This window comes from Sanguibacter sp. Z41_6 (assembly GCF_059621145.1).
The window spans coordinates 120,473-146,656 of the sequence record NZ_JCAQIF010000002.1; the positions used below are offsets into that span (position 1 = coordinate 120,473).

The following is a 26,184-nucleotide window of genomic DNA, read 5'->3' on the forward strand; positions in this document are numbered from 1 at the left end:
AGGCATGGCTTCCCCCTCCCGCCGTCCCGGTGCCCGAACGTCCTCCGCCAAGCCCGCCGGGCTCCCGTGGGACGAGGCCCGGCTCGCGCCCGTCGTGCTCGTGCACGGCACGGAGGGGCTCCTCGTCGACCGCGCCGTCGAGCGGCTCACGCAGCTCGCCCGCGAGGCGGACGCCGGCACCGAGCGCACCCGCGTGCCTGCCGCCGGCTACCAGGCGGGCATGCTCTCGGTGCTCACGAGCCCCTCGCTGTTCGGCGAGCCACGCATTGTCGTGCTCGAGGGCTGCGAGACGGCGAGCGACGCGTTGCTCACCGACGTCGCCGCGTACGTCGACGCCCCGGCGCCGGACGTCTGGCTCGTCGTCGAGCACCGCGGAGGGGTGCGGGGCAAGAAGATGCTCGACGCCGTGCGGGCCTCGGGTGCGCCGGTCGTCTCGTGCGACCCGGTGAAGAAGGACACGGACAAGATCGCGTTCGTCTCTGCGGAGTTCCGGCGCGCGGGTCGGCGGGCCTCCGCCGGTGCGGTCCGGGCGCTCGTCGAGGCGCTCGGCAACGACCTGCGGGAGCTCGCTGCTGCCTGCGGGCAGCTCGTCTCCGACTCCGAGCGAGCCATCGACGAGGCCGCGGTCGAGAAGTACTACGGCGGGCGGGTCGAGGCGACGGGCTTCCGGGTCGCCGACGCGGCCGTGGCCGGTGACGCGGGTCAGGCCGTCGCGCTGCTGCGGCACGCGCTGGCGACCGGAGCGGACCCCGTGCCGCTCGTGGCAGCCCTCGCGATGAAGCTCCGCACGCTCGCGAAGGTCGCGGGGCTCCGCGGGCGGGGGACGAGCGCCGCCGACCTCGGCCTCGCGCCCTGGCAGGTGGACCGGGCTCGACGGGACCTCGCGTCGTGGACACCGGAAGGGCTCGCGACCGCGATCAGTGCCACCGCTCAGGCTGACGCCGAGGTCAAGGGCGCGGGCCGCGACCCGGTGTTCGCGGTCGAGCGGGCGGTCCTCACGGTGGCGCGCAGCGCCGGACGCTGAGCCCGGAACCGCTGAGCCCGGAACCGCTGAGCCCGGACACGACGAAGGCGCCACCCCGACACGGGAAGTAGCGCCTTCGTTGTGTTCCGACGACCGCGAGGGATCACCGGGACGGGAGACTCACAGGCCGTTGACGGCCTTCGAGAGAGCCGACTTGCGGTTAGCGGCCTGGTTGGAGTGGATGACTCCCTTGGACACCGCCTTGTCGAGCTTCTTCGATGCAGTGATCAGAGCAGCGGCAGCAGCTTCCTTGTCGCCACTGGCGACCGCCGCGCGAACGCGACGGACGTGCGTCTTGAGCTCGGACTTGACGGCCTTGTTACGCAGGCGCGCCTTCTCGTTGGTACCGATGCGCTTGATCTGAGACTTGATGTTAGCCACGTGAGGACTCTCTTGTGTGTTCGCCGAAGCGATCTGACAGGTCGTAGAAGGCGTTTCCAGCACCGGGACTGGGGTGGGGAACCCGTGGAGAGGTACTGGAATGCTGCCCGCCGACCCGGGCGGACACGCGATCGGTAAGTTTACCAGACGAGTCGGTGCCAGCGGCAACGCCCTCTATCTGCTGCGGATCCCTGCGACGACCCTGTCGAACAGGCGGCGCTCCATGATCGCTCCTTCTCGCCTCACCTGGTCGGCGTCGACCCGCAGGACCCGGTCCAGACGGACCTCGCTCTCCCGCCCCGAGCGGTCCCACGGCCCCGATCCGACGTCCATCCAGCGTCGGCCCCACCGGGCCTCGTCTGCGGCGTCCCGGTCGTGGTCGACGCTCGTGAGCATGAGGCCGAGCAGCCACGGACCGTCCCTGCCGACGAGGAGCACGGGTCGGTCCTTGCCCCGGGAGTGGTCCTCCTCGTACGGCACCCACGTCCACACGACCTCGCCAGGGTCCGGGGCGCCGTCGAGCTCGGGGGAGTACTCGACGGTCACCGGCCCTGAGTGGTCGCCCGGATAGGTGCCCGATGCGGGGCCGCCGGCCGTCGTGGTGGTGCGGCGGTCACGGTCGGCGGGAGCGCTCGTCCCGGCGGGTCCTGCCGCCTGCGGGGCTGGAGCGGGCCGGAGCGCCGTGCGGCGGCGGAGCAGGGCGCGGAGGCCACGACGGATCATGTCCGCACTGTACGACGGCCGTTGCGACGACCGCCGGGACGCGGGCCGGGCTGAGAGGGCTTGCCATGAACAGTGACGTACGACACATTGTGTACGTCGCGTGAAGTAAAGGTGCTTTGCGCACGAGGCAAGGGAGGCGCGATGTCCGAATCACCCCCGACCGCTCCTGATGACGCGGGTCCCCAGGGACAGCACCGGGCAACGGTCGACAGCGACCGGCCGATGACCCAGACCGACTATCAACGCGTCCAGGAGAGCCCGGAGTTCCAGGACCTGCGCCGGCGGTTCCGATCGTTCGTGTTCCCGATGACCGCGTTCTTCCTCGGCTGGTACTTCCTGTACGTGCTCCTCGCCGACTACGCGCACGACTTCATGAGCACCCCGGTATGGGGCAACGTCAACGTCGGGCTGCTCATGGGCCTCGGCCAGTTCGTCACGACGTTCGCCATCACCATGATCTACGCGAACTGGGCCAACAAGCGTCAGGACAAGATCGCCGACGAGCTCCGCCAGACCATCGAAGGACGGGACGCCGCATGACCCCCACCACCGTGCTGGCTGCGTCCGAGGACATCGGCAACCCGGCAGTGAACATCGCCATCTTCCTCGCGTTCGTCGCCGTGACCCTCGTCGTCGTCGTCCGTGCCTCGAAGACCAACAAGACAGCCGCCGACTACTACGCCGGGGGTCGGAACTTCACCGGACCCCAGAACGGCACCGCGATCGCGGGGGACTACCTGTCCGCCGCGAGCTTCCTCGGCATCTGCGGGGCCATCGCCATCAACGGGTACGACGGCTTCCTCTACTCCATCGGCTTCCTCGTCGCCTGGCTCGTGGCGCTGCTGCTCGTCGCAGAGCTGCTGCGCAACACGGGCAAGTTCACGATGGCGGACGTGCTGTCCTTCCGCCTCAAGCAGCGCCCGGTCCGGATGGCCGCCGCGATCTCGACGCTCGCGGTGGTCTTCTTCTATCTGCTCGCCCAGATGGCTGGCGCTGGCGGCCTCGTCGCGCTCCTCCTCGGCATCGACGGGGCACTCGGCCAGGGCGTGGTCATCGCCGTCGTCGGGGCGCTCATGATCCTCTACGTCCTCGTCGGCGGGATGAAGGGCACCACCTGGGTGCAGATCATCAAGGCGATCCTCCTCATCGCCGGTGCCGGCATCATGACGGTCTGGGTCCTGTGGAACTTCGACTTCAACCTCTCGAGCCTCATCCAGGGCGCCATCGACACCGCCGGGAACCCCGCCCTCGCCGAGCCCGGCAACCAGTACGGCGGGAGCGAGACCTCCAAGCTGAACTTCCTGTCCCTCGCGCTCGCCCTCGTCCTCGGGACCGCAGGCCTGCCGCACGTGCTCATGCGCTTCTACACGGTCCCGACGGCGAAGGAGGCCCGGCGGTCCGTCGTCTGGGCGATCTGGCTCATCGGGATCTTCTACCTCTTCACCCTCGTCCTGGGATACGGGGCGGGCGCACTGGTCGGACCGGACGTGATCGCGAACGCACCCGGCGGCGTGAACTCCGCGGCGCCGCTCCTGGCGTTCGAGCTCGGTGGTGAGATCCTCCTGGGTGTCATCTCTGCGGTGGCGTTCGCCACGATCCTCGCCGTCGTCGCGGGGCTGACCATCACCGCCGCGGCCAGCTTCGCGCACGACATCTACGCGTCGGTCATCAAGAAGGGCGAGGTGAGTCCTGACGCAGAGGTGCGTGTCGCACGCATGACCGTGCTGGTCATCGGCCTCCTCGCGATCATCGGCGGGATCTTCGCCAACGGGCAGAACGTCGCGTTCCTCGTCGCGCTCGCCTTCGCGGTCGCCGCGAGCGCCAACCTGCCGACCATCATCTACTCGCTGTTCTGGAAGCGGTTCAACACCCGCGGCGCCCTGTGGAGCATGTACGGAGGACTGGCCTCGTGCCTCATCCTCATCGCCTTCTCGCCCGTCGTCTCCGGCAAGCTCAACCCGGACGGCACGAGCGCGTCGATGATCAAGGACGTCGCGGTGGACTTCCACTGGTTCCCGCTCGACAACCCGGGCCTCGTCACCATCCCGCTCGCGTTCCTGCTCGGGATCATCGGGACCCTCACGAGCAAGGAGCGCCCCGACCTCGAGAAGTACGCCGAGATGGAGGTCCGCTCCCTCACGGGCGCCGGCTCCGAGAAGGCGGTGACCAACCACTGACGCCACGCGGGACCCGTCGCCCCGTCGTCGGCGAGGTCGTCGCAGAGGTCGCCGGGGCGTGCTCGAAGTCGGAGCGCGCCCCGGCGTCGTGGGAGAATGGGGCCCGTGACCTCCATCTCCTCAGCAGCCGATCTCGCGCAGATCCAGCCCGCGGCCACCGCGCCCGAGCTGCTGCGCAACTTCTGCATCATCGCGCACATCGACCATGGCAAGTCGACGCTCGCGGACCGCATGCTGCAGCTAACCGGCGTGGTCAGCTCCCGCGACATGCGTGCGCAGTACCTCGACAAGATGGACATCGAGCGTGAGCGCGGGATCACCATCAAGTCCCAGGCCGTGCGCATGCCGTGGCAGGTCGACGGGCCGTCCGGTCCGACGGCCTACGCGCTCAACATGATCGACACCCCCGGGCACGTCGACTTCACCTACGAGGTGTCGCGGTCCCTCGCGGCGTGCGAGGGCGCGGTCCTCCTCGTCGACGCCGCCCAGGGCATCGAGGCGCAGACGCTCGCGAACCTCTACCTCGCGATGGAGAACGACCTCCAGATCATCCCGGTCCTCAACAAGATCGACCTCCCGGCGGCGCAGCCCGAGAAGTACGCCGAGGAGATCGCCGGTCTCGTCGGCGGCGACCCGGACGACGTCCTGCGGGTCTCGGGCAAGACGGGCGTGGGCGTCACCGAGCTGCTCGACCGCATCGTGGAGCTCGTCCCGCACCCGGTCGGCGACCCCGACGCACCGGCGCGCGCCATGATCTTCGACTCCGTCTACGACACCTACCGCGGGGTCGTCACCTACGTCCGCGTCATCGACGGCAACCTCAGCCCGCGCGAGCGCATCGTCATGATGTCGACGCGCGCGACCCACGACCTGCTCGAGATCGGCGTGACGTCCCCCGAGTCGATCCCCACGAAGGGACTCGGCGTCGGGGAGGTCGGGTACCTCATCACGGGCGTCAAGGACGTCCGCCAGTCCAAGGTCGGCGACACGGTGACGAACGCCGCGAAGCCTGCCGCCGAGGCTCTGGGCGGATACAGCGACCCCAAGCCGATGGTGTTCTCCGGCCTCTACCCGGTCGACGGCACCGACTACCCGGTGCTGCGGGACGCCCTCGACCGCCTCAAGCTCAACGACGCCGCGCTCGTCTACGAGCCCGAGACGTCTGTGGCGCTCGGGTTCGGGTTCCGCGTCGGGTACCTGGGCCTCCTGCACCTCGAGATCGTCCGCGAGCGCCTCGAGCGCGAGTTCGACCTCGACCTCATCTCCACGGCGCCCAACGTCATCTACGAGGTGACGATGGACGACAAGTCGGTCGTCACGGTGACGAACCCGAGCGAGTTCCCGGGCGGCAAGATCGGTGAGGTGCGGGAGCCGATCGTCAAGGCGACGATCCTCGCCCCGTCGGAGTTCATCGGGTCCGTCATGGAGCTGTGCCAGTCCCGGCGCGGCGAGCTGCAGGGCATGGACTACCTGTCGACCGACCGTGTCGAGATGCGGTACGTGCTGCCGCTCGCCGAGATCGTCTTCGACTTCTTCGACAACCTCAAGTCGAAGACGAAGGGCTATGCGTCGCTCGACTACGACGTCATCGGAGAGCAGGCTGCGGCGCTCGTCAAGGTCGACATCCTCCTCCAGGGCGAGCAGGTGGACGCCTTCAGCGCGATCGTGCACAAGGACAACGCCTACGCGTACGGCGTGATGATGGTGGGCAAGCTCAAGGCGCTCATCCCACGGCAGCAGTTCGAGGTGCCGATCCAGGCGGCCATCGGGGCGCGCATCATCGCGCGTGAGTCGATCCGCGCGATGCGCAAGGACGTCCTGGCCAAGTGCTACGGCGGTGACATCTCCCGCAAGCGCAAGCTCCTCGAGAAGCAGAAGGAGGGCAAGAAGCGCATGAAGACCATCGGCACGGTCGAGGTCCCGAAGGACGCCTTCATCGCTGCCCTGACGTCCGAGCAGACGGAGAGCCGAGACAAGAAGAAGTGAGCCCCGCACTCCCCGACGGGGACCCGGTCCCCGACGACGGCGCGCTCCCCGGGTGGGTCGCGCAGGGCGCGGACCACCGGCGGTTCGGTGTGTACGTGCACGTCCCGTTCTGCACCGTGCGGTGCGGGTACTGCGACTTCAACACCTACACGGCGAGCGAGCTGGGCGGGGGCGCGAGCCAGCACGCCTATGCGAGCACCGTGCTCCAGGAGATCGACCTCGCGACGCGCGTCATGGACGCCGCGGGACTCCCCGCACGGGAGGTCTCCACGGTGTTCGTGGGCGGGGGGACCCCCACGCTGCTGCCCGCGGGTGATCTCGTCCGGATGCTCGACGGTGTGCGTCGGGCGTGGGGACTCGCACCGGGCGCCGAGGTGACCACCGAGGCGAACCCCGACTCGGTGACGCCCGAGTCGCTCGCGGCCCTGGCCGACGCAGGCTTCACCCGGGTCTCGTTCGGCATGCAGTCCGCCGTCCCGCACGTCCTGGCCACGCTGGAGCGCACGCACGACCCGCGCCGGATCCCCGACGTCGTGCGCTGGGCGCGCGAGGCCGGGCTCGACGTCTCGCTCGACCTCATCTACGGGACGCCGGGGGAGTCGCTCGAGGACTGGCGCACGAGCGTGCAGGCCGCGCTCGCCACGGGCGTCGACCATGTCTCGGCGTACGCGCTCGTCGTCGAGCCCGGCACGAAGATGGCCGCGCAGGTGCGCCGCGGGCAGCTGGCGCTGCCGAGCGAGGACGACCAGGCGGCGAAGTACGAGATGGCGGACGAGCTGCTCACGGCGTCTGGTCTCGAGTGGTACGAGGTGTCGAACTGGGCGCGCACGGTCGACGGCCGGGTCGCGGCGTGCGAGCACAATCTTGCCTACTGGCGCGGTGAGGACTGGTGGGGGCTGGGCCCGGGGGCGCACTCCTACCTCGGTTCCGACGCGCCGGGGACCCGGGGTCTGCGGTGGTGGAACGCCAAGCACCCGCTGCGCTATGCCACCCGCCTGGACGCCGGCCTCAGCCCGGCCGCGGGCCAGGAGGTGCTCGACGACGAGGCCGCCCAGCTCGAGAAGGTCATGCTCGCCGTCCGGTTGCGCGACGGGCTGGACCTGTCCGTGCTCTCGCCGCGGGCCCGGCGCGCGGTCGCCGGTCACGTGGCGAGCGGTCTGCTCGACGGAGCGAGCGCGATCCGCGGCCGCGCGGTCCTCACGCTGCGTGGCCGGCTCCTCGCGGACACCGTCGTGCGGGACCTCACGGACTGAGCCACCGGGCGGGTGAGGCCGGCGGCACCGGGGGTCGGGTCAGGGAGCCGGCTCGGTGACGAAGTCGATGAGCTCCTCGACGCGCCCGAGCAGGGACGGCTCGAGGTCGGCGTAGCTGCGGACGGTCCCGAGGATCCGCTTCCAGCCCTGTGCGACGTCTGCCTGGTCCTGCGCGGGCCATCCGAGCTCGCGGAGCATCCCGTACTTCCACTCCGTGCCGCGCTCGATGACGGGCCACGCGGCCAGCCCGACCCGCTCCGGTCGCACGGCCTGCCACACGTCGACGTACGGGTGGCCGAGGATGAGGACGTTCCCGCCGCGGAACCTCTTCATCACGTCGTCGGCGATGCGCTGCTCCTTGCTCCCCGGGACGAGGTGGTCGACGAGCACCCCGACGCGGCGCTCGCGCGTCGGCCCGAACTCGGCGAGCGCCTCGGCAAGGTTGTCGACGCCGTCGAGACCCTCGACGACGACGCCCTCCACGCGCAGGTCGTCGCCCCAGACGCGCTCGACGAGCTCGGCGTCGTGGCGGCCCTCGACCCAGATGCGGCTGCCCCGCGCGACGCGTGCGCGGGCGTTCGCCACGGCGCGGGAGCCGGACGCGGTGCGTGCTGGTGCGGCGGGGGCGGCAACGGATCGTGCGGGGGTGAGCTCCACCGGGGCGCCGTCGACCCAGAACCCCGGGCCGAGCGGGAACGTCCTGGTCCGGCCCGCCCGGTCCTCCAGCACGACGACGTGCATACCTCCGGACTTCTCGGTCCGCGTGATGGCCCCGACCCACCCCGTCGTCACCTCCTCGACGACGAGCCCGACGTCTGCCGGGACCGGACGCGAGGTGGGGCGACGACGGTGGTGGGTGGCCGGGGTGGACAGGACGTCGTCGGAGTAGCGGTCGTTGCTCACGCGAGGAAGGTTAGCCGCTGACGTGGGTGTGGCCTCGGCAACACGGCCCGGGCCACGGCGGACGGCGGCGTAGAATTAGCACTCGAGAAGTCCGAGTGCTTACCGTCGGTGCACGGCGGCCGGTGTCGTGCGCACGAGACTGCCGCCGGTCCGTGCCCATCGAGGCGGACGAGGCGTGGCGGGCGAGGCCGGACGCGTTCGAGAGCGAAGGAGGTGGTGGGATGGCGTCGAGCGACGAGCGCAGGCTCGAGGTCCTGCGTGCCATCGTGGAGGACTACGTCCAGACACGGGAGCCCGTCGGCTCCAAGCTCCTCGCCGAGCGGCACGGGCTGGGCGTGTCACCCGCGACGATCCGCAACGACATGGCGGCCCTCGAGGAGGGCGGCTTCATCGCGCAGCCCCACACCTCCGCCGGGCGCGTGCCCACCGACAAGGGATACCGCCTGTTCGTCGACCGTCTCGCGAGCGTGCGGGCACTGTCGCCCGCCGAGAAGAACGCCATCGAGACGTTCCTCAACGGCGCCGTCGACCTCGACGACGTCGTCTCTCGCGCGGGGCGCCTGCTCGCGCAGCTCACCGGTCAGGTCGCGGTCGTCCAGTACCCCTCGCTGCGCCGCTCCGGTCTGCGTCACCTCGAGCTCGTCGTCCTCGGCGACCGACGCCTCCTCGTCGTGATCATCACCGACACCGGACGCGTCGAGCAGCGCACGCTCGAGCTCGCGTCCGCACCGCAGGAAGGTGTGCTCGTCGAGCTCCGCACGCGCCTCAACGCCGCAGCCGCCGGCCGCCGGCTCGCCGAGCTCCGGACGGCCCTCGCCGAGCTCGCGCAGTCCTACCACCCGTCCGAGCGCGAGCTCGTCACGCGCGTCGGCGAGGTCATCACGGAGACGCTCGCGCAGGAGAGCGAGGAACGGTTCGTGCTCGCGGGCACCGCGAACCTCGCCCAGGCGGGCATGCGCTTCGAGCACGCCCTGCGGCCCGTCCTCGAAGCGCTGGAGGAGCAGGTCGTGCTGCTCAACCTCCTCACCGAGATGGCGGAGGACTCCGCCACCGTCAACGTCCGCATCGGCCGGGAGACCCAGCTCGCCAACCTGTTCGAGACCTCGGTCGTGACGACCGGGTACGGCTCGGACGGAGGCTCCGTCGCGACGATCGGGTCGATCGGTCCCACCCGGATGGACTATCCCGGCACCATCGCGGCCGTGCGGGCCGTGGCACGCTACCTGTCCCGGATCCTCAGCACGTGAGATCCGTCCCCGACATCCGCCAGACCACAGAAACCCGATCGGCAGAGAGCAGCCAGTGAGCGACTATTACGAGACCCTCGGCGTCCCGCGTGACGCCAGCCAGGACCAGATCAAGAAGGCGTACCGCAAGCTCGCGCGCGAGCTCCACCCGGACGTCGCCGGGCCTGACGCCGAAGACCGGTTCAAGGACGTCTCGCGCGCCTACGAGGTGCTGAGCAACGCGGAGAAGCGTCAGTCGTACGACATGGGCAACGACCCGTCCGCCCCCGGGGGCGGCATGGGTGGGGGCTTCGGCTTCCAGGACATCTTCGAGACGTTCTTCGGTGGCGGACAGGCGCAGCGCGGGCCCATCCCGCGCGCGCGACGCGGGCAGGATGCACTCATCCGCCTCGACATCGACCTGTCCGAGGCGGCGTTCGGCGTCCGCAGGGAGATCCAGGTCGACACCGCCGTCGTGTGCGGGACGTGCAGCGGGTCCTGCTGCCGCCCGGGCACCTCTCCGCGCACCTGCGACGTGTGCGGCGGCCGCGGCTCCGTGCAGCGCGTCGCCCGGTCCTTCCTCGGTCAGGTCATGACGACCGCGCCGTGCGCGGCGTGCCAGGGGTTCGGCACGACGATCCCCGAGCCCTGCGCCGAGTGCTCCGGTGAGGGCCGTGTGCGCAGCCGGCGCACCGTGGCGGTCGAGGTGCCCGCGGGCGTCGAGACGGGAACCCGGATCAAGCTCACGTCCCAGGGTGAGGTGGGACCGGCTGGCGGTCCCCCCGGCGACCTCTACTTCGAGATTCGTGAGCGCAAGCACGAGACGCTGCTGCGGCGCGGTGACGACCTGCACTGCACCCTCGAGGTGCCGATGACCGCCGCGGTGCTCGGCACCGTGATGGAGCTCGAGACCCTCGACGGGGTGGAGGAGATCGACCTGCAGCCCGGCACGCAGCCCGGCCAGGTCATCACTCTGAAGAACCTCGGCATCGGGCACCTGCAGGCGCCCGGGCGTGGGGACCTCAACGTCCACATCGAGGTCCAGATCCCCACCTCGCTCACGGAGGAGCAGGCGGACCTCCTGCGGCAGCTGGCCACGCTCCGCGGGGAGGAGCGTCCGGAGGGACGCGTCTCGGCCGCCCACTCCGGTGTGTTCAGCAGGCTGCGCGACAAGCTCGCCGGGCGCTGGTGAGCGCGCCGGTCTTCCTCGCCGACGCGGGCACTCTCGACTCGGTGGCCGTGGGGGACCGGTATGTGCTCGACGGGCCGGAGGGTCGCCACGCCGGCGTCGTGCAGCGACGCGGCCCGGGTGAGGTGCTCGACGTCGTCGACGGTGCCGGGGTGCGGCTGCGCGGAGACGTGGTGGCCGTCGACGGCCCCCGGGTCGAGCTCCTCGTCCGCGCCGTCCGGCGCGAGCCGGACGACGGCATCGAGATCGTGCTCGTGCAGGCGCTCGCCAAGGGCGACCGTGACGAGCTCGCGATCGAGGCCGCGACGGAGGTCGGGGTCGACGCCGTGCTCCCGTGGCAGGCCGAGCGGTCCGTCGTCGTGTGGCGTGGCGAGCGGGCCGAGAAGTCCCGGTCCCGCTGGGTGTCCACCGTCCGGGCGGCCGCGAAGCAGGCACGTCGGGCGACCGTGCCCGACGTGGGACGCGCGGTCGACCTCAAGGCTCTCGGCGCGCTCGTCCGACAGGTCCGAGACGCCGGAGGGACCACGGTCGTGCTCCACGAGGACGCCGAGGTCGCGCTCGCGAGCGTCCCGCTCCCGCCCGCGGACGCCGGCGCGGTCGCGGAACGGCGCCGGGTGCTGCTCGTCGTCGGACCGGAGGGCGGCATCAGCGACCGCGAGGTCGCGGAGCTGCGGACGGCGGGCGCCGTCACCGCGCGCCTGGGCCCGCACGTGCTGCGGACATCGACCGCGGGACCGGTGGCCGTGGCGCTGCTCTCGCAGCGCCTGGGCCGGTGGGACAGCGAGCCCGCGAGCGCCCTCTCCGGCTAGGCTCGGCGGATGGACATCGTCGACTACGGCACCGAGACGCTCACCCCTGAGACCGACTGCATCTTCTGCAAGATCGTCGCAGGGGAGATCCCCGCGACGATCGTCGCCACCCGCGAGCGCGTCATCGCGTTCCAGGACACCGACCCGCAGGCGCCGATGCACCTGCTCGTCGTACCGCGCACGCACTACGGTGACATCGCCCAGCTCGCCGCCGCCGACGCGGAGCTCCTCGCGGAGATGGTGTCCCTCGCCGACGAGGTGGCCGGCGAGAACGCCGACGGACAGTTCCGCCTCATCTTCAACTCCGGGCCGCACGCGGGCCAGAGCGTCTTCCACGTCCACGGGCACGTCCTCGGCGGCGCACTCCTGGGATGGTCACCCGCCTGAGCGCGCGCTGCTCGCGGGCCCGCGGTCGATAGACTGGGCTCGCGGCGGCCCAGGAACCGGACGTCATCACCGAGCACGGACGAGGAGCGAGCACCCCGCCACATGGCATCTCCAGAGAACGACGACGCAGCAGCGGGCCTGCGTGTCGAGCACAGGATCACCGTCCCGGGCGACGTGTCCATCGCCGCACTCCTCGGCCCGGTGGACTCCGTGCTGCGAGCCGTCGAGGAGGGCTTCACCACGGTCGACGTCTCGATCCGTGAGGACGAGATCGTCCTGCGCGGACCGGTCGCGGACGTCGCGCTCGCGGGGCGCCTCGTCGACGAGCTCATCGAGGTCGTCGCGGCCGGCACGGATGTGACCGCCGAGATCGTCACCCGGTCGATCGCCATGCTCGCCGCGGCGACCGCAGCCACCCGCCCTGCTGAGGTGTTCACCCAGAACATCCTCTCCAGCAAGGGCCGCACCATCGCGCCGAAGACGGCCGGCCAGAAGCACTACGTCGACGCCATCGACGCGAACACCGTGACATTCGGGATCGGGCCGGCCGGGACGGGGAAGACGTACCTCGCGATGGCGAAGGCCGTCCAGGCGCTGCAGGCCAAGCAGATCCACCGCATCGTGCTCACGCGGCCGGCGGTCGAGGCAGGGGAGCGCCTCGGGTTCCTGCCGGGCGGCCTCTCGGAGAAGATCGACCCGTACCTGCGGCCCCTGTACGACGCGCTGCACGACATGATCGACCCCCAGTCGATCCCGCGCCTCATCGAGGCCGGCACCATCGAGGTCGCTCCCCTCGCGTACATGCGTGGCCGCACGCTCAACGACGCGTTCATCATCCTCGACGAGGCGCAGAACACCTCCGCGGAGCAGATGAAGATGTTCCTCACCCGGCTCGGCTTCGGGTCGAGGATGGTCATCACCGGCGACGTCACCCAGGTCGACCTGCCCGGCGGCACCCCGTCGGGCCTGCGCGTCATCGAGGACATCCTCACCGGTGTCGACGACATCGAGTTCTGCCGGTTGCGCTCCACCGACGTCGTCCGCCACCGCCTCGTGGGGGACATCATCGACGCCTACGCCCGGTGGGACCTCGCCGGGGCGGCGGGAACGGCGCGGCGCAGCTCGCGCGACCTCAGCCACGAGAAGGGGCAGCACAGGTGAGCATCGAAGTGAACAACGAGTCTGGCGTCGAGATCGCCGAGGCCGAGTTCGCAGCACTGGGCCGGTTCGTGCTCGAAGAGATGCGCGTGCACCCCATGACCGAGCTGTCGATCCTCTTCGTCGACACGGACGTCATGAGCGAGCTGCACGTGCAGTGGATGGACGAGCCCGGACCCACGGACGTCCTGTCCTTCCCGATGGACGAGCTGCGGCCCGGACGCGACGGGGAGATCACCCCGGCGGGTCTGCTCGGAGACGTCGTCGTGTGCCCCGAGGTCGCTGCCCGCCAGGCAGCGGAGGCGGGGCACTCCTCCGCGGAGGAGATGCTCCTGCTCACGACGCACGGGATCCTTCACCTCCTCGGCTACGACCACGCCGAGCCGGACGAGGAGAAGGAGATGTTCGCGTTGCAGCGGCGGTTGTTGCTCACCTTCCTCGCGAGCCGGCGCCCCGAGTGAGCACCGTCCGTCCCGTCGCCCGCACCAGCCAGCAGGAGAGCACACGCATGAGCACCACCGAGCCCACCCCGGAGCGGACCCGCGCCCACAAGTCGGGTTTCGCGTGCCTCGTGGGGCGCCCCAACGCCGGAAAGTCCACACTCACCAACGCCCTCGTCGGCCAGAAGGTCGCCATCACCTCGGGACGCCCGCAGACCACGCGGCACACGATCCGCGGGATCGTGCACCGCGAGGACGCGCAGCTCATCCTCGTCGACACCCCGGGGCTGCACCGGCCCCGCACCCTCCTGGGCGAACGCCTCAACGACCTCGTCCGAGAGACCTTGACCGAGGTGGACGTCATCGCGTTCTGCCTCCCAGCCGACCAGAAGGTCGGTCCCGGTGACAAGTTCATCGCGAACCAGCTCACCGACCTGGCCCGCGGACGGCGGCGCACACCGGTCGTCGCCGTCGTCACGAAGGCCGACCTCGTCTCCCGCGAGGACCTCGCCAAGCACCTCCTCGCCGTGAACGAGCTGGGCGACTGGGACGACATCGTGCCGGTCTCCGCGGTGGGCGGGTACCAGGTGGGTGCCCTTGCCGACGTCCTCGTGAGCCACCTGCCCGAGGGGGGCGTGCTGTACCCCGACGGAGAGCTCACCGACGAGCCGGAGGCCGTCATGGTCGCGGAGCTCGTCCGCGAGGCCGCCCTCGAGGGGGTCCGCGACGAGCTGCCGCACTCGTTGGCCGTCGTCGTCGACGAGATCAGCCCGCGGCCCGGGTCAGGCTCCAACCCGCTCCTCGACGTGCGGGTCGACCTCTACGTGGAGCGGGACAGCCAGAAGGCGATCATCATCGGCCGCGGCGGGTCCCGTCTGCGCGAGGTCGGGACCGAGGCGCGTCGGGGGATCGAGGCTCTCCTGGGCACCCGGGTCTACCTTGACCTCCACGTCAAGGTCGCCAAGGACTGGCAGCGCGACCCGAAGCAGCTGCGCAAGCTCGGTTTCTGACCCGCCCGGCCCGTCGACGCCGGCCGCGGACTCCGGGGCTGCGGCCGGCAGCGTGGTGCTGTCCGTCCGATCGCCCCCCTCGACGGTGGTCAGCGGTGGACGCGGCGCGCGGTGAACTGGCGCTGACCCACGCGGACGCTGCCGTCCGCGGGTACGTGGACCCGCATGCCGGGGAGGACCTCGAGGGGCTCACCGTGCGACGTGAGGACAGCGCTGCCGTTCGTCGAACCCCGGTCGCCCACCCAGAAGCCCTGGTCGTCGACACCGAACTCGAGGTGCGTCTTGGACACCGAGCGGTCGTCGTCGGCGACCGGGATGAGGTCGTCGTGGTGCTCGCCGTCCTGCGACTGCGGCTTGCGACCGATGAGGCCGCTCCCGCGCACCATGAACGACTGCCCGTTGTCGAACGACAGCAGGTACTGGGGCACGGAGGCTGACGGTGCGCCGGGGACCTGGCTGATGGGCGGAACGGGACGTGTCTGCGGCGTCATGGCTGTCGGAGGAGCGTCGGCCGGTGCCGGCGGCCCGGAGTGGCCGAACGGACCCGCGGGAGCGGGCACCCCGACCGGCGCGGGCGGGTTGGTCGGCGGGTTGACCGGTGGGGCGGACATCGACGCCCGCCGTTGTTCACCCCCGGCGGGCCGGTACGGCCCCGCGGGCTCGGTGCTCGGCTGGCCGGAGATCTCCGAGCGGCCCGTCGAACCGGGCGGACTGGCGACCCGCGGCGCCTGGAACACCGGCGCCGCCGCACGCCGGTCCGGACCGCTCGCCGTCGTCGCGACGGCGCCTGACGAGCGACGTGCGCGCCGGCGCCGGGAGACATCGACGACGGTGGTGCCGGCGACGGCATCGTGCCAGCCCTGTCTCAGCTGCCCGCGGTCCCACGCGGACGACGCGACGACGATCCACTGACCGACGACCGCGACGAGCGCACCAGCAGCGACGACGAGCGACCGGACGACGACCCGGCGGATCCCCGGTGCGTGGCGGCCATCGGTACGCGCGGTGCGCACGGCGCACACCGCGTTGCCGACCGTGGTGCCCGACCGGGCCTCCCAGACGCACAGGGCGATGACGAGCTCACCGAAGGCCAGAGCAGCGTAGAGGGGCTCGTCCGTGAGGACGAGGACGAGGACGCTGACGCCGACGACGACGAGGGTGTCCACCGTGTATGCGGCAACGCGGCGCCCCACCGGTGCAAGCCGGGGGACACCGGGTGTGACGGTCATGGTCGTCCTCGTCGGGTGGGGCCGGGTGCGGGCGGTGGCGATGCTACCAGCGGCCCGGGAACGTCGGTCGTCCGGCGTGGCCGTCATCCTGAGAACGCGCTGCGCACGAGCTCGATGGTCCCGATCGCCACGAGAGCTGCGGGGACGCTGAAGGTCACGGCCAACCCTTCGAGCGCGTCACCGAGCCGCGAGAGGCGCACCCACCTGCGTCCGCGCGACATCGCGACGCTCACGAGCACGACGACCAGGCCCGTGGCCGCCAGCAGACCGGCGAGCGTGATCGCGCGGCCACCGTCGACCGGAGGCGTGAGCGCGACGAGCTCGAGCAGGACGATGCCCGCCGCCGCACGGGGGGCCGTCCGGGACGCCGCGCTCCGTGCGGTCCGCGGCACGAGCACGAGCGCGAGGGCTGTGAGCACGACGAGCACCACTGACGCCACCCGCTCGACCGCACCCGTCACGGGGAGCAGGGCGACGGGGACGAACGCCACGGCGGCGGCGCTGGCCGTGAGCGTGCCCGCCGTGAGCAGCCGGTCGCCCCGCGCCACCGCGGCGCGCACGGCTCGCGGCCGTACCGGCGGCGACGGCCGCGGCGGCCCGCCACGCACGGAGAGCGCTGCGCGTGTGACGTGCTGCGCATCCACGAGGTACTCGACAGGGACCCGCAGGGCCGCGGAGGGCAGGATGCGCAGCACCGGGGGGACGAGGCCCAGGGTGACGACCGCGAACGTCCACGGCGCGAGATCGAGGAAGAGCACGGAACCAGCGACGAGCGCGACCACGGAGAACGCGGTGGCAAGAGCCGTGGCAGCCTGGGCACCGTCGCCGCCAGCCTGCTTCGCGACGACCCCGCCGAGAGCCGACACCGCGGCGGCCGTGACGAACCCGGCGAGGATCGCGAGCTGGAACCCGTCCGCGAAGGTCGTCGCCGTCACGGCCGTCGTCCCGGCACCGCAGGCGAGGAGGGCCGCAGCGACGATGCACACGTCGTTGCGACCCGACTGGTACACCGCGGGCCGCAGGGCCAGCGCGAGCGCCGCGAGCAGCAGGAGGCTGACGACCGCGAGGCGCTGCCCCCCCGACAACGCTCCCGTCGCCGCGATCGCCGGAAGGCCGGCACCGAGGGTCGCCACCACCCCGCACACGCAGGCGAGGACGAGCAGCACCGCCTGGGGTACGACGGTGGGCCGGGACTGCGTGCCCGGTCCCTCACGTCGGCGCGCGGCGCCGCGGGGGACGGCACTGACGTGCAGCACCGCGCCGTCGCTCACGACCTGGCCGGCCGTCCGGGTGAGATCCAGCGCTGCGCCGTCCGACGTGACGACGACGATCGCCGGGTCCTGCGGGTCGACGCCGACCGAGCGCAGGGCGTCAGCAACGCGCAGCTGGTCGGGGAGGAGGACGTCGACGCGGGCGGACGAGAACTGCAGGGCGACGCGCTTCGTCGGTGCGAGCGTGTGCGGCACGCAGATCCTCCTCGCCTCGGGCGGGTGTACGACCACGCGCGCCGGACTCCATATTATGGTGTGCCTGACCGCCCTCGGTCCTGCATCGCTCAGCGATGGTAGATGTCCACATGTGGTGCACGCCCAGGAGAGGGCCCCATGACCAGCCCGACGATGTCCACACCGCTCTACCGCGACACACGGATGGCACCGCCGCCCCTCCCGTCAGGTCGGGTCGTCATGCAGGCCCCGCCCGAGCTCGTCCCCTCGGACGGCATCAGCGGTCTCATCTCCTCGCTCGTGCCGATGCTCGGCAGCGTCGGCTCCATCGTCTTCGTCGCCATGGCGTCGCCCGGTGTCCGCGGGATGATCGGCGGTGCGATGTTTCTCGTCGCCTCGCTGGGGTTCGTCGTCGTCAACGGCTGGCGGCAGAGGTCGCAGCACCAGGCGCAGGTGCTCGGCAGCCGCCGCGAGTACCTCGCGTACCTCACGGACCTGCGCAGCACGGTGCGCGAGGCAGCCCGCCAGCAACGTCGGCACGCCCTCTGGAACAACCCCGACCCGGGCGCACTGGCGGCCGTCGCCGAGGAGGGGCAGCGCGTCTGGGAACGAGCGCCCGGCCAACCGGACCACCTGCGCGCCCGCGTCGGCGTCGCGACCGTGCCGCTGTGCCTCGCGCTCGAGGCTCCCGAGACGCCGCCGCTCGCCCAGCTCGACCCGGTCGCGGCCTCGGCCGCCCACCGGTTCCTCGTCACTCACCAGCTGCAACCGGACGTGCCGGTCGACGTCGACGTCGCCGCGTACTCACGCATCGAGATCACGGGTCCTGAGGAGCAGGCGCGTGGTCTCGCTCGTTCCATCGTCGCGCAGCTCGCGACGTTCCACTCGCCCGAGCACCTGCAGATCGCTGTCGTCGCGTCGCCCGGCGCCCTCGCGGACTGGGAGTGGATCAAGTGGCTCCCGCACGCGCACAGCACGCGTGTGAAGGACAGCGTCGGGCCGGCGCGGATGATCGGGACCTCGCTCGAGGACCTCGAGGACCTGCTGCCCGCTGGCCTCCGCGAGCGCCCGCGGTTCTCCCCGGGCGGCGAGCCCGCGGTGCCGCACGTGCTCGTCGTCGTCGACGGCGGGAACGTCAGCCCGCTCAGCGCCATCGCACCGAGCGACGGGGTGATGGGTGTGAGCGTCCTCGAGCTGCCGGAGGTCTGGGACGACCTCAGCGACCCGCTCCGGCTCCGGCTCGCTGTCGGAGCGCCCGTGCGGACCGCGCGGGGCAGCCGCCCCCGTTCGCCGCTGCAGGTGCTCAGCCTGCGCGACGAACCCGTCGTCGCGACCGCGGACGATGCGTCCGTGCCGGACGTCGAGGCGCTCGCGCGCCGGCTCATGCCGCGCTCGGCCGGTTCGGGCGAGTCCCAGGCGGACACGACCGCGGTCTCGGCCGAGCTCGTTGACCTCCTCGGCATCGGCGACATCCGTGACCTCGACCTCGACGTCTCGTGGCGTCCTCGTCTGCAGCGCGACCGGTTGCGGGTCCCGATCGGCCTGACCGACCAGGGCCAACCGATCGCCCTCGACATCAAGGAGTCCGCCCACCAGGGGATGGGACCGCACGGCCTCGTCATCGGTGCGACGGGTTCCGGGAAGTCCGAGGTCCTGCGCACCCTCGTGCTCGCGCTGGCGCTCACGCACTCGCCTGAGGACCTCAACTTCGTGCTCGTCGACTTCAAGGGCGGCGCCACCTTCGCCGGCATGGCGGACATGCCGCACGTCTCGGCGATCATCACGAACCTCGGTGAGGAGCTCACGCTCGTCGACCGCATGCAGGACGCCCTCCAGGGTGAGATGACCCGACGGCAGGAGCTCCTGAGGGCCTCGGGGAACTTCTCCAACGTCACGGAGTACGAGAAGGCACGCCGTGGGGGCCGCACCGATCTCGCGCCGCTGCCGGCCCTGCTCATCGTCGCCGACGAGTTCTCCGAGCTGCTCGCCGCACGCCCCGACTTCGTCGACCTCTTCGTCGCGATCGGACGGCTCGGCCGCTCGCTGCAGATGCACCTGCTGCTCTCCTCCCAGCGGCTCGAGGAGGGGAGGCTCCGCGGGCTCGAGTCCCACCTGTCGTACCGGATCGGTCTGCGCACCTTCTCCGCCGCGGAGTCGCGGACCGTGCTCGGGGTGCCCGACGCGTACAACCTTCCCCCCGTCCCGGGGATCGGTTACCTCAAGCCCGACACGACGACGATGATCCGGTTCCGGGCGTCCTACGTCTCCGGGCCGCCGAAGGCGCGCACGTCCCCCCGCCGCGCGCTCGAGCAGAGCGGCGGCGCAGGGCTCGAGCCGTTCACCGCGGCGCGGGTCGACTCCACGGACCTCGTCCGGTCCGAGCTGCCGGCGCCGTCCGCACCCGAACCAGCCGAGGAGCGCGCGACGTTCGACATCGCTGTGCGCGCGATGGCCGGGCGCGGACCGGAGGCGCACCGTGTGTGGTTGCCCCCGCTCGTCACGCCCCAGACCTTCGACGAGCTCATGCCCGACCTCGCCGTCGACCCGAACCTCGGGCTCGTCTCGGCGCGGTGGCGCGCCCTCGGCGACCTCGTCGTCCCGCTCGGGATCGTCGACCGGCCGCTCGAGCAGCGCCGGGAGGACCTCGTCGTGTCGCTCGGCGGCGCCGCGGGCCACATGGCAGTCGTCGGCGGTCCGCGCACGGGGAAGAGCACCGTCGCGCGGTCGGTCGTCACAGCGCTGTCCCTCACGCACACGCCGCTCGAGGTGCAGTTCTACGTCCTCGACTTCGGTGGTGGCACGTTCAGCCCGCTCGCGTCCCTGGCACACGTGGCGGGTGTGGCGAGCCGCAGCGAACCAGAGGTGGTCCGGCGTGTCCTCGCCGAGGTCAAGGGCATCGTCGACCGTCGCGAGAGCTACTTCAGGACGCACGGCATCGACTCGATCGAGACGTACCGGCAGCGGCGCCGCGAGGGCCGGGTCGACGACGGGTACGGCGACGTCTTCCTCGTCGTGGACGGCTGGCCGACCATCCGCGCGGAGTTCGACGAGCTCGAGCCCCAGATCCAGGCGCTCGCCGGCCGGGGCCTGACGTTCGGTCTGCACCTGCTGGCCACGTCGACGCGATGGATGGACTTCCGCAGCCAGGTCAAGGACGTGTTCGGGACGAAGATCGAGCTGCGTCTGGGTGACCCCATGGACTCCGACATCGATCGCAAGGTCGCCGTCAACGTGCCCAAGGACCGGCCCGGCCGCGGCCTCGTGGCTTCCAAGCATCACGTCCTGTGCGCCCTGCCGCGTATCGACAGCGACCCCCGGGCGGGCACGCTCGGCGCAGGTGTCGAGCACCTCGTCGACACGGTCAACCGTGCGTGGACAGGCCCTGCCGGGCCGAAGCTCCGACTCCTGCCCGACGACGTCACGCTCGAGGCGGTGCGGGCGCAGGCACCGGCGGACAGCCGGCTCGTGTGGCTGGGCATCGACGAGTCCAACCTCGCACCCGTGGGACTCGACCCGCTCACCGAGCCGCACCTCTACCTGTTCGGTGACGGCGGCTCGGGGAAGTCAGGTCTGCTGCGGGGGTACGCCCGGGAGATCATGCGTCTCTACACGCCGAAGCAGGCGCAGTTCTTCGTGGTCGACTACCGGCGTTCGCTGCTGGGGGAGATCCCCGAGGAGTTCCTCGCGGGGTACCTCACCACCCACGAGGCGGCTTCCGAGGAGCTCGGTGGCCTCGCGGCGTACCTGCGCGGGCGGCTGCCCGGCCCGGACGTCACCGCGGATCAGCTGCGGTCCCGCTCATGGTGGTCCGGTGCTGAGGTGTTCGTCCTCGTCGACGACTACGACCTCGTGGCCACGTCGCTCGGCAACCCGGTCGCGAGCCTCGCGACGCTCGTGGCGCAGGCAGGCGACGTCGGGCTCCATCTCGTCGTGGCCCGGCGTTCCGGTGGCGCGGGCCGGGTGCTCTACGAGCCCGTCCTCCAAGCACTGCGCGACACCGCGGCACCCGGGATCCTCCTGTCGGGCAGCCCGGACGAGGGCCAGCTCATCGGTTCCGCACGCCCCATCCCGTCCGTGCCCGGCCGTGCCCAGCTCGTCACGCGCGAGCGCGGTCGCGAGGTCGTGCAGATCGCCTCCACGGCCCCGACGCACTGACCGTCTGCCCTGACGGCGCGCGCCGTCAGGGTCGGCGTGCCGGGGGCCGTGAACGCTGGGCGAGCCGGCCGAGGAGGACGGTGGCGAGGACGGCCCCGACGCCTCCGAGCGTCCACCACCGCGCGGCATCCTGGGTGCGCGTCCGAGGGTCCTCGACGGCGGCGAGGTCGAGGACCTGCGGTGCGTTCTCGGGCGGCGCTGGTGGCTCGTGCACAGGGCTCGGTGGTCCGGGCGCGCTGCCGTCGTCGACGAACGCCAGGGCCTCCGTCGGCCGGATGACGCCCCATCCGACGAGGTCGTCGCGGGCGCTCGCGGTCGCACGCGCGGCGGTGACCTCGAGCCGGAACGCCCACTGGGTCGGGCTCTCGTCCGGGTGCGCCTCCGCGAGCAGCGCGACGGCAGCACTGACGTACGCCGTCGCGTAGCTCGTCGAGGGGACGCCGTCCCCGAGCACGCAGTCGCCGGCTGCGAGGAACGTCGTGAGCACGTCGGTGCCGGGCGCGGCGACGTCGATGTGGGGGCCATGGATCGCGTCCTGGCTCGGCAGCCCTGCTGCGTCGACGGAGGTGACGGACAGGACCTCGGGGTACGCGGCGGGATACCGGGGTGAGTCGCTGGTGTCCTCGGTGGTGTTCCGGTTGCCGGCGCTCGCCACGACGAGTGCTCCCGCTGCGGTGGCGTGCGCGACGGCCTCTCGCAGCTCCGGCGCGTCGGTGACGGTGCTCATGGACACGTTGATGACGCGCGCACCCGCGTCGGCTGCCGCCCGGATGCCTGCGGCCATGCGGTCCACCCGCGGGCCGTTGCCCGACTCGACGATCTGCTGCTCCTCGTTGACGTACACGCGGACGGCGAGGATGGTGCTGTCCGGCGCGAGCCCCACGACGCCGGAGCCGTCCACCGGGCGGGCCGCGATCTGGCCCGCCACCGCTGTGCCGTGCGCCATGACGTCGGTCGTGGACGCGTTGTCCGCCTCGGGGACGGCGACGAGGCTCGGCCCGGCGACGACCGCGCCGGTGAGGTGGGCGTTGCCCGCCTCGACGCCCGAGTCGACGACGGCGACCGTCACGCCGCGGCCGGTCGCGGTACGCCACGCCAGCTCGCTGTTGAGCGCCTCGAGAGCGGGCGGCGTGTCGGGGGTGTACGACACGACGCCGGGTTCGCACGCAGCCATGGGGAGCAGCACCCCGTGGGGCGCGGCCGGCGGGTGGGAGGCTGCGACAGCGCAGGTCCCGAGGAGCACCTGCGCGGTGACGAGCGGCACGACGAGGAGCGAGGGCCTCACGGCACGGCCAGGGGAGTGGCGCTGGCCGCTTCTGCGGTGAGCTCCGGCCCTGCGGGCAGCAGCGCCGTCCACGCCTGCGGGATCGGGGCGACGTCGGACTCCGTGTACCCGAGCCGGGCGAGGACCTCGGTGTCCGCTCCAGGGATGGCGAAGACCGTGCCCGACTGGTCGACGAGCTGGACAGGTCCGCGGTCGACGACCCGGTCACCGGTCGCGCGCAGCAGCGCGCCGTGCCCCGGGGAGACGACGGCCTCAGGGCTGCTCCCCTCGGGGAGCGCGTCGAGCGGCGCCGTGGCCAGGTGGGCGACGGGCTGCTCACCGCCCTCGTCGGCGAGGACTGCGCACAGCGGAGCGGTCTCCCCGAGCGAGGCCGTCGGCTCGGTGGGCCAGTCGGCGGGGCTGGCGGCGGGCGCGCTGTCCAGCGCGGCGATGTCCGCGCTCGACACGCGGATCGGTTCGCCGAGCTCGGCCCCGCTGCCCAGCTGGTACAGACGGTGGGCCACCTCGCTGACGGGAGCGAGCCGTCCGTCGGAGGACACGAGGTACCTGTCCGGTGGGGTTCCGCTCCCGGTGACCTCGACGACCGACCCGACGACCGTGTCGGCCGGCAGGGCGTCGATCGTCACCGGGGAGCCTGCGTCCGCGACGACGAGCGGCGCGAGGTCCTCACCAGCCCGGAACAGGTTGAGCCATGTCGCCGGCGCCGACCGCACCGGTGCGGTCTCCAGGTCCAGTGCTCGGAGGACGGCCGGGACAACCCCGTCGGGGACGAGGTGGCGCGTGGTGTTGTGCACGACGTACGTCTCGTCGGCCACCCGGACGACCGCACTCTCCGTGACGAGCTCACCGCCGGAGCTGCCGGGTCCGATCGTCGTCCGCGTGCCGCCCTCGGTGCCCACGCACGTGAGCCAGCCCTCGCCCCGCAGGTTCGCCGGAGCGGGCAGCTCGTCGGGTGCTCCCGTGATGCCGATCCGCTGCCCGCGCGGCACCTGCGCGATCTTGTCCTGCGGGACCTCGACCACCTTGAAGGTGGACGAGGGGACGAGCAGGCGGGCGCTCGTCGTGTTGGCGACCGGGTAGAGGGTCCCCTTGATCGCGACGAAGCGCGTCCCGCTGTCCTTGGTGAGCACGAGAGAACCGTCGTCCCAGCCGTTGGGCAGTCCGGGCTTGATGAGCCCGAACCCGATGCTCCCGAGGATGAGCAGGATGGACAGGGCGACCCCGGCGACGACGGCGCGCATGGGCTTGCTCGGCTCGAGCTCCCGGCCGCCGGGGGTGCCGCTGACGAATGCGGTGAGCAGGCGGCGCCGGCTGAACGCCTGCGCTGCGACAAGGTCCTTCTTCGTCGCCATGCGGACCCGCTACAAGAGCCCCGCGGCGGTGACGCCGAGGGGCAGCAGAAGGGCGAGGCTCACGAGCTCCATGGAGTCGGCGATGCGACCGAACGCGGCGCGGGGTCGGGGCGCGATGAGGCAGGCGCCGACGACGACGGCTGCGACGACGGCGAGGGAGCCCATGAGCGCCCCACGCCACTCGGGGTGTGCCACAGCGGCGGCGAGGACCGTGAGCGTGAGTCCGACGACTCCCGTCGCCATGACGACGAGGACGTCGCTGCGCGAGTAGGTCTGCCGGACGCTGAGGAGCATCCCCGTGTACGCGAGAACCATGAGGAGGGTCCCGGCGAGGCCGAGCCCGACGACCTCCGGTGTGGCGAGGAGCGCGACCAGGCTCACGGCGGACCGGAGCGCGAGCTGGACGAGGTGTCCGCGGTCGGCGTCCCGGCGGACCTCCGCCTCGTCCACCGGCTCCGGTGACAGCGTGATCTCCTCGTCGGACTGGGGGGAGACGACACGCAGCGTCGTCGAGGAGATCGCCGCCCACGGGATGCCGTTGCCTACCGTGACGACGATCGCCACGGTGAGTGCCAGGGCCTGGCCGGCATCGACGTCGAGCAGGGCGACGGCGCAGCCGGCCGCGGCGAGGACCACGCCCAGCGCGACGTGCAGCACGCTGATCTCGCGTCGGGCCGGGAGCACGGCCAGCCCGCACACACCGGCGAGCAGCGCACCGGCGCCGGCCGCCGCGAGCGGCCACCCCCACCCTCCGGCGGGCCCGGGGTCGGTGATGAACAGGTCTCCGGCGACGAGCCAGTAGGCGCCCGCACACAGGACCATCGCCTGCGCCCCGACGACGTGGCCCTCGCGTCGGCCGATGACCGCTGCGCTCACGAGCACGAGGGCTCCGACGACCGCGGCGATGACGGGAGCGAGGAGGTCGCCGCGCTCCGAGCCCAGCAGCAGGACCGCACCTGCCAGCAGGAACGCCGAGGCGGCACCCACGGCGGCCCGCGCGCTGTCCTGCGGGGTCCACGGTTGGTGGTCGCGTGCGACTGCGTCCGCGACAGCCTCGACGACGTCGTCGTACACGCGCTCGCCGGGCCGCGACGAACCGGCCTCGAGCGTGAGGACCTCTCCGTCCATGACCCCTTGGGCCAGCAGCGACACGCTCGTGTCGAGCTCGCGGCCGTCCGCGTGGAGCAGGTGGTACCCGCCGTACACCGAGGCGGCGTCGAGAAGCCGCAGCGTCCGCGCGAAACCGGGCAGCAGCTCGGCCACGGGGATGCTTCCCGGCGCGCCCACGTCGAGGCGCCGGTCACCGGCGACGACGGAGATGCGCACGAGGGTGCCCAGGACGCTCGGAGGCGCCGAGACCTCGGTCATTCGGGTCCTCCTGGGAGCAGCGGGACGGTGCGACGACGACAGCATAGTGAGTCCTGCCCGGGCCCGGGGCCGTGCTCGGCGCCGGCGCGGCTGGCCGGAAGGGGCGGTCCGTCCGTTCCGCAACCATGTGGGGAGTTCTCCCCACCGGTGCCCGCGCCCCTGCCCGCAGGCCGTTCCTGGGGGTGAAAACCGCAGAGACTCGCGCTCGATGGGTACCTCTCCCCGTGCGGGAGGGGTGCCCGCCAGCGGCCGGAGCCGTAATGTCCGAGGGGACGGCGGGGCCATCCACCCCGCGCCGCATCGACCATCCGGTCGACGCGTCGTTCCGGCCCGCGGGCCCGTGGAAGGAGTTCTCATGGCAGGTGAAGTCTCTGCTGTTGAAGGTGCGCTGAAGCAGGGCGCGCAGGCGGTCGCGCAGTCGCGCACCGAGCTGAAGTCGGAGCTGAGCAGCCTCGAGGGAAAGCTGTCCTCGATCGGCATGGCATGGAAGGGGCAGGGCGCAGTCGCCTTCACCCAGCTCATGGCACGGTGGCGTGACGACGCCTCGAAGATGGTCGGCGCCCTCGACGAGTTCGAGCAGAACCTCAACTCCTCGGGCACGGCCTACGACACCGCGGACGAGTCGCAGTCGACCGCGATGAGCAAGCTCACCCAGCGCCTCGGCTGACCCCACCACGTAGACGA

The 26,184-nt window shown here is 71.8% G+C and carries 22 protein-coding genes; 14 read left to right on the forward strand and 8 right to left on the reverse strand.

Annotation, left to right across the window (positions count from 1 at the left end):
* The first annotated feature begins 4 nt into the window (after window positions 1-4).
* Entirely contained in the window at window positions 5-1,024 is a 1,020-nt protein-coding gene (gene holA, locus AC54T1_RS05550) for a DNA polymerase III subunit delta (RefSeq protein WP_496911327.1), read from the forward strand.
* A gap of 120 nt (window positions 1,025-1,144) precedes the next feature.
* Here the strand turns inward: holA and rpsT are convergent, their stop codons facing one another.
* Window positions 1,145-1,405 (reverse strand): 30S ribosomal protein S20, encoded by a 261-nt coding sequence (gene rpsT, locus AC54T1_RS05555; RefSeq protein WP_484344788.1) that lies wholly within the window; start codon window positions 1,403-1,405, stop codon window positions 1,145-1,147.
* 174 nt (window positions 1,406-1,579) lie between these two features.
* On the reverse strand, window positions 1,580-2,128 hold the full coding sequence (locus AC54T1_RS05560) for a type II toxin-antitoxin system PemK/MazF family toxin (RefSeq protein ID WP_496911328.1): 549 nt from the start codon (window positions 2,126-2,128) through the stop codon (window positions 1,580-1,582).
* A gap of 222 nt (window positions 2,129-2,350) precedes the next feature.
* Here AC54T1_RS05560 and AC54T1_RS05565 point away from each other — a divergent pair, with 222 nt between their 5' ends.
* The 4 genes from AC54T1_RS05565 to hemW all read left to right on the forward strand — a co-directional run bounded on the left by AC54T1_RS05565 (window position 2,351) and on the right by hemW (window position 7,544).
* The gene (locus tag AC54T1_RS05565; protein ID WP_484344786.1) at window positions 2,351-2,668 is read left to right on the forward strand and encodes a DUF485 domain-containing protein; all 318 of its coding nucleotides are present in this window, start codon (window positions 2,351-2,353) and stop codon (window positions 2,666-2,668) included.
* Entirely contained in the window at window positions 2,665-4,305 is a 1,641-nt protein-coding gene (locus AC54T1_RS05570) for a monocarboxylic acid transporter (protein WP_484344785.1), read from the forward strand. Before AC54T1_RS05565 ends, AC54T1_RS05570 begins: the two co-directional genes overlap by 4 nt.
* Before the next feature lie 96 nt (window positions 4,306-4,401).
* Window positions 4,402-6,291: a translation elongation factor 4 gene (gene lepA / locus AC54T1_RS05575; RefSeq protein ID WP_484344784.1), complete on the forward strand. Its 1,890-nt coding sequence runs from the start codon at window positions 4,402-4,404 to the stop codon at window positions 6,289-6,291.
* Window positions 6,288-7,544, forward strand: coding sequence for a radical SAM family heme chaperone HemW (gene hemW / locus AC54T1_RS05580; protein ID WP_496911329.1), 1,257 nt, complete (start codon window positions 6,288-6,290; stop codon window positions 7,542-7,544). The genes lepA and hemW overlap by 4 nt, the downstream gene beginning before the upstream one ends.
* A 39-nt stretch (window positions 7,545-7,583) precedes the next feature.
* Here hemW and AC54T1_RS05585 read toward each other — a convergent pair whose 3' ends face one another.
* Window positions 7,584-8,447, reverse strand: coding sequence for a DUF3097 family protein (locus AC54T1_RS05585; protein ID WP_496911330.1), 864 nt, complete (start codon window positions 8,445-8,447; stop codon window positions 7,584-7,586).
* Window positions 8,448-8,668: 221 nt separating this feature from the next.
* Between AC54T1_RS05585 and hrcA the strand changes: the two genes are divergently transcribed.
* The 7 genes from hrcA (at window position 8,669) to era (ending at window position 14,666) form a co-directional block, all read left to right on the forward strand.
* Window positions 8,669-9,694 (forward strand): heat-inducible transcriptional repressor HrcA, encoded by a 1,026-nt coding sequence (hrcA, locus tag AC54T1_RS05590; RefSeq protein ID WP_484344781.1) that lies wholly within the window; start codon window positions 8,669-8,671, stop codon window positions 9,692-9,694.
* Between the two features lie 55 nt (window positions 9,695-9,749).
* Window positions 9,750-10,865, forward strand: a complete 1,116-nt coding sequence (gene dnaJ, locus AC54T1_RS05595; protein ID WP_484344780.1) for a molecular chaperone DnaJ — start codon at window positions 9,750-9,752, stop codon at window positions 10,863-10,865.
* Window positions 10,862-11,671 carry a 16S rRNA (uracil(1498)-N(3))-methyltransferase gene (locus AC54T1_RS05600; RefSeq protein ID WP_484344779.1) on the forward strand — a complete coding sequence of 270 codons (810 nt, stop codon included), beginning with the start codon at window positions 10,862-10,864 and terminating at the stop codon, window positions 11,669-11,671. The genes dnaJ and AC54T1_RS05600 overlap by 4 nt, the downstream gene beginning before the upstream one ends.
* A 9-nt stretch (window positions 11,672-11,680) precedes the next feature.
* Window positions 11,681-12,058, forward strand: a complete 378-nt coding sequence (locus AC54T1_RS05605; protein WP_496911331.1) for an HIT domain-containing protein — start codon at window positions 11,681-11,683, stop codon at window positions 12,056-12,058.
* Window positions 12,059-12,160: 102 nt separating this feature from the next.
* Window positions 12,161-13,219 carry a PhoH family protein gene (locus AC54T1_RS05610; protein WP_484344777.1) on the forward strand — a complete coding sequence of 353 codons (1,059 nt, stop codon included), beginning with the start codon at window positions 12,161-12,163 and terminating at the stop codon, window positions 13,217-13,219.
* Window positions 13,216-13,677, forward strand: coding sequence for an rRNA maturation RNase YbeY (gene ybeY, locus AC54T1_RS05615; protein WP_484344776.1), 462 nt, complete (start codon window positions 13,216-13,218; stop codon window positions 13,675-13,677). Before AC54T1_RS05610 ends, ybeY begins: the two co-directional genes overlap by 4 nt.
* Before the next feature lie 47 nt (window positions 13,678-13,724).
* Complete coding sequence (era, locus tag AC54T1_RS05620) at window positions 13,725-14,666, forward strand: GTPase Era (RefSeq protein WP_496911332.1); 942 nt, start codon at window positions 13,725-13,727, stop codon at window positions 14,664-14,666.
* 89 nt (window positions 14,667-14,755) lie between these two features.
* Here era and AC54T1_RS05625 read toward each other — a convergent pair whose 3' ends face one another.
* Window positions 14,756-15,895, reverse strand: a complete 1,140-nt coding sequence (locus AC54T1_RS05625; RefSeq protein WP_496911333.1) for an FHA domain-containing protein — start codon at window positions 15,893-15,895, stop codon at window positions 14,756-14,758.
* A gap of 83 nt (window positions 15,896-15,978) precedes the next feature.
* The gene (locus AC54T1_RS05630; protein ID WP_496911334.1) at window positions 15,979-17,361 is read right to left on the reverse strand and encodes a hypothetical protein; all 1,383 of its coding nucleotides are present in this window, start codon (window positions 17,359-17,361) and stop codon (window positions 15,979-15,981) included.
* 138 nt (window positions 17,362-17,499) lie between these two features.
* On the opposite strand from AC54T1_RS05630, the gene eccCa reads away from it, so the two are divergent.
* Window positions 17,500-21,495: a type VII secretion protein EccCa gene (gene eccCa / locus AC54T1_RS05635; RefSeq protein WP_496911335.1), complete on the forward strand. Its 3,996-nt coding sequence runs from the start codon at window positions 17,500-17,502 to the stop codon at window positions 21,493-21,495.
* A 25-nt stretch (window positions 21,496-21,520) separates the two neighbouring features.
* Here eccCa and AC54T1_RS05640 read toward each other — a convergent pair whose 3' ends face one another.
* Genes AC54T1_RS05640 through eccD form a run of 3 tightly spaced genes read right to left on the reverse strand, consistent with a single transcriptional unit; the run spans window position 21,521 to window position 25,500 of the window.
* On the reverse strand, window positions 21,521-22,780 hold the full coding sequence (locus AC54T1_RS05640) for a S8 family serine peptidase (protein ID WP_496911336.1): 1,260 nt from the start codon (window positions 22,778-22,780) through the stop codon (window positions 21,521-21,523).
* Entirely contained in the window at window positions 22,777-24,132 is a 1,356-nt protein-coding gene (gene eccB, locus AC54T1_RS05645; RefSeq protein WP_484344770.1) for a type VII secretion protein EccB, read from the reverse strand. The genes AC54T1_RS05640 and eccB overlap by 4 nt, the downstream gene beginning before the upstream one ends.
* A 9-nt stretch (window positions 24,133-24,141) precedes the next feature.
* Window positions 24,142-25,500 carry a type VII secretion integral membrane protein EccD gene (eccD, locus tag AC54T1_RS05650; protein ID WP_496911337.1) on the reverse strand — a complete coding sequence of 453 codons (1,359 nt, stop codon included), beginning with the start codon at window positions 25,498-25,500 and terminating at the stop codon, window positions 24,142-24,144.
* Between the two features lie 355 nt (window positions 25,501-25,855).
* On the opposite strand from eccD, the gene AC54T1_RS05655 reads away from it, so the two are divergent.
* On the forward strand, window positions 25,856-26,167 hold the full coding sequence (locus AC54T1_RS05655; protein WP_484344768.1) for a WXG100 family type VII secretion target: 312 nt from the start codon (window positions 25,856-25,858) through the stop codon (window positions 26,165-26,167).
* Window positions 26,168-26,184 lie beyond the last annotated feature (17 nt).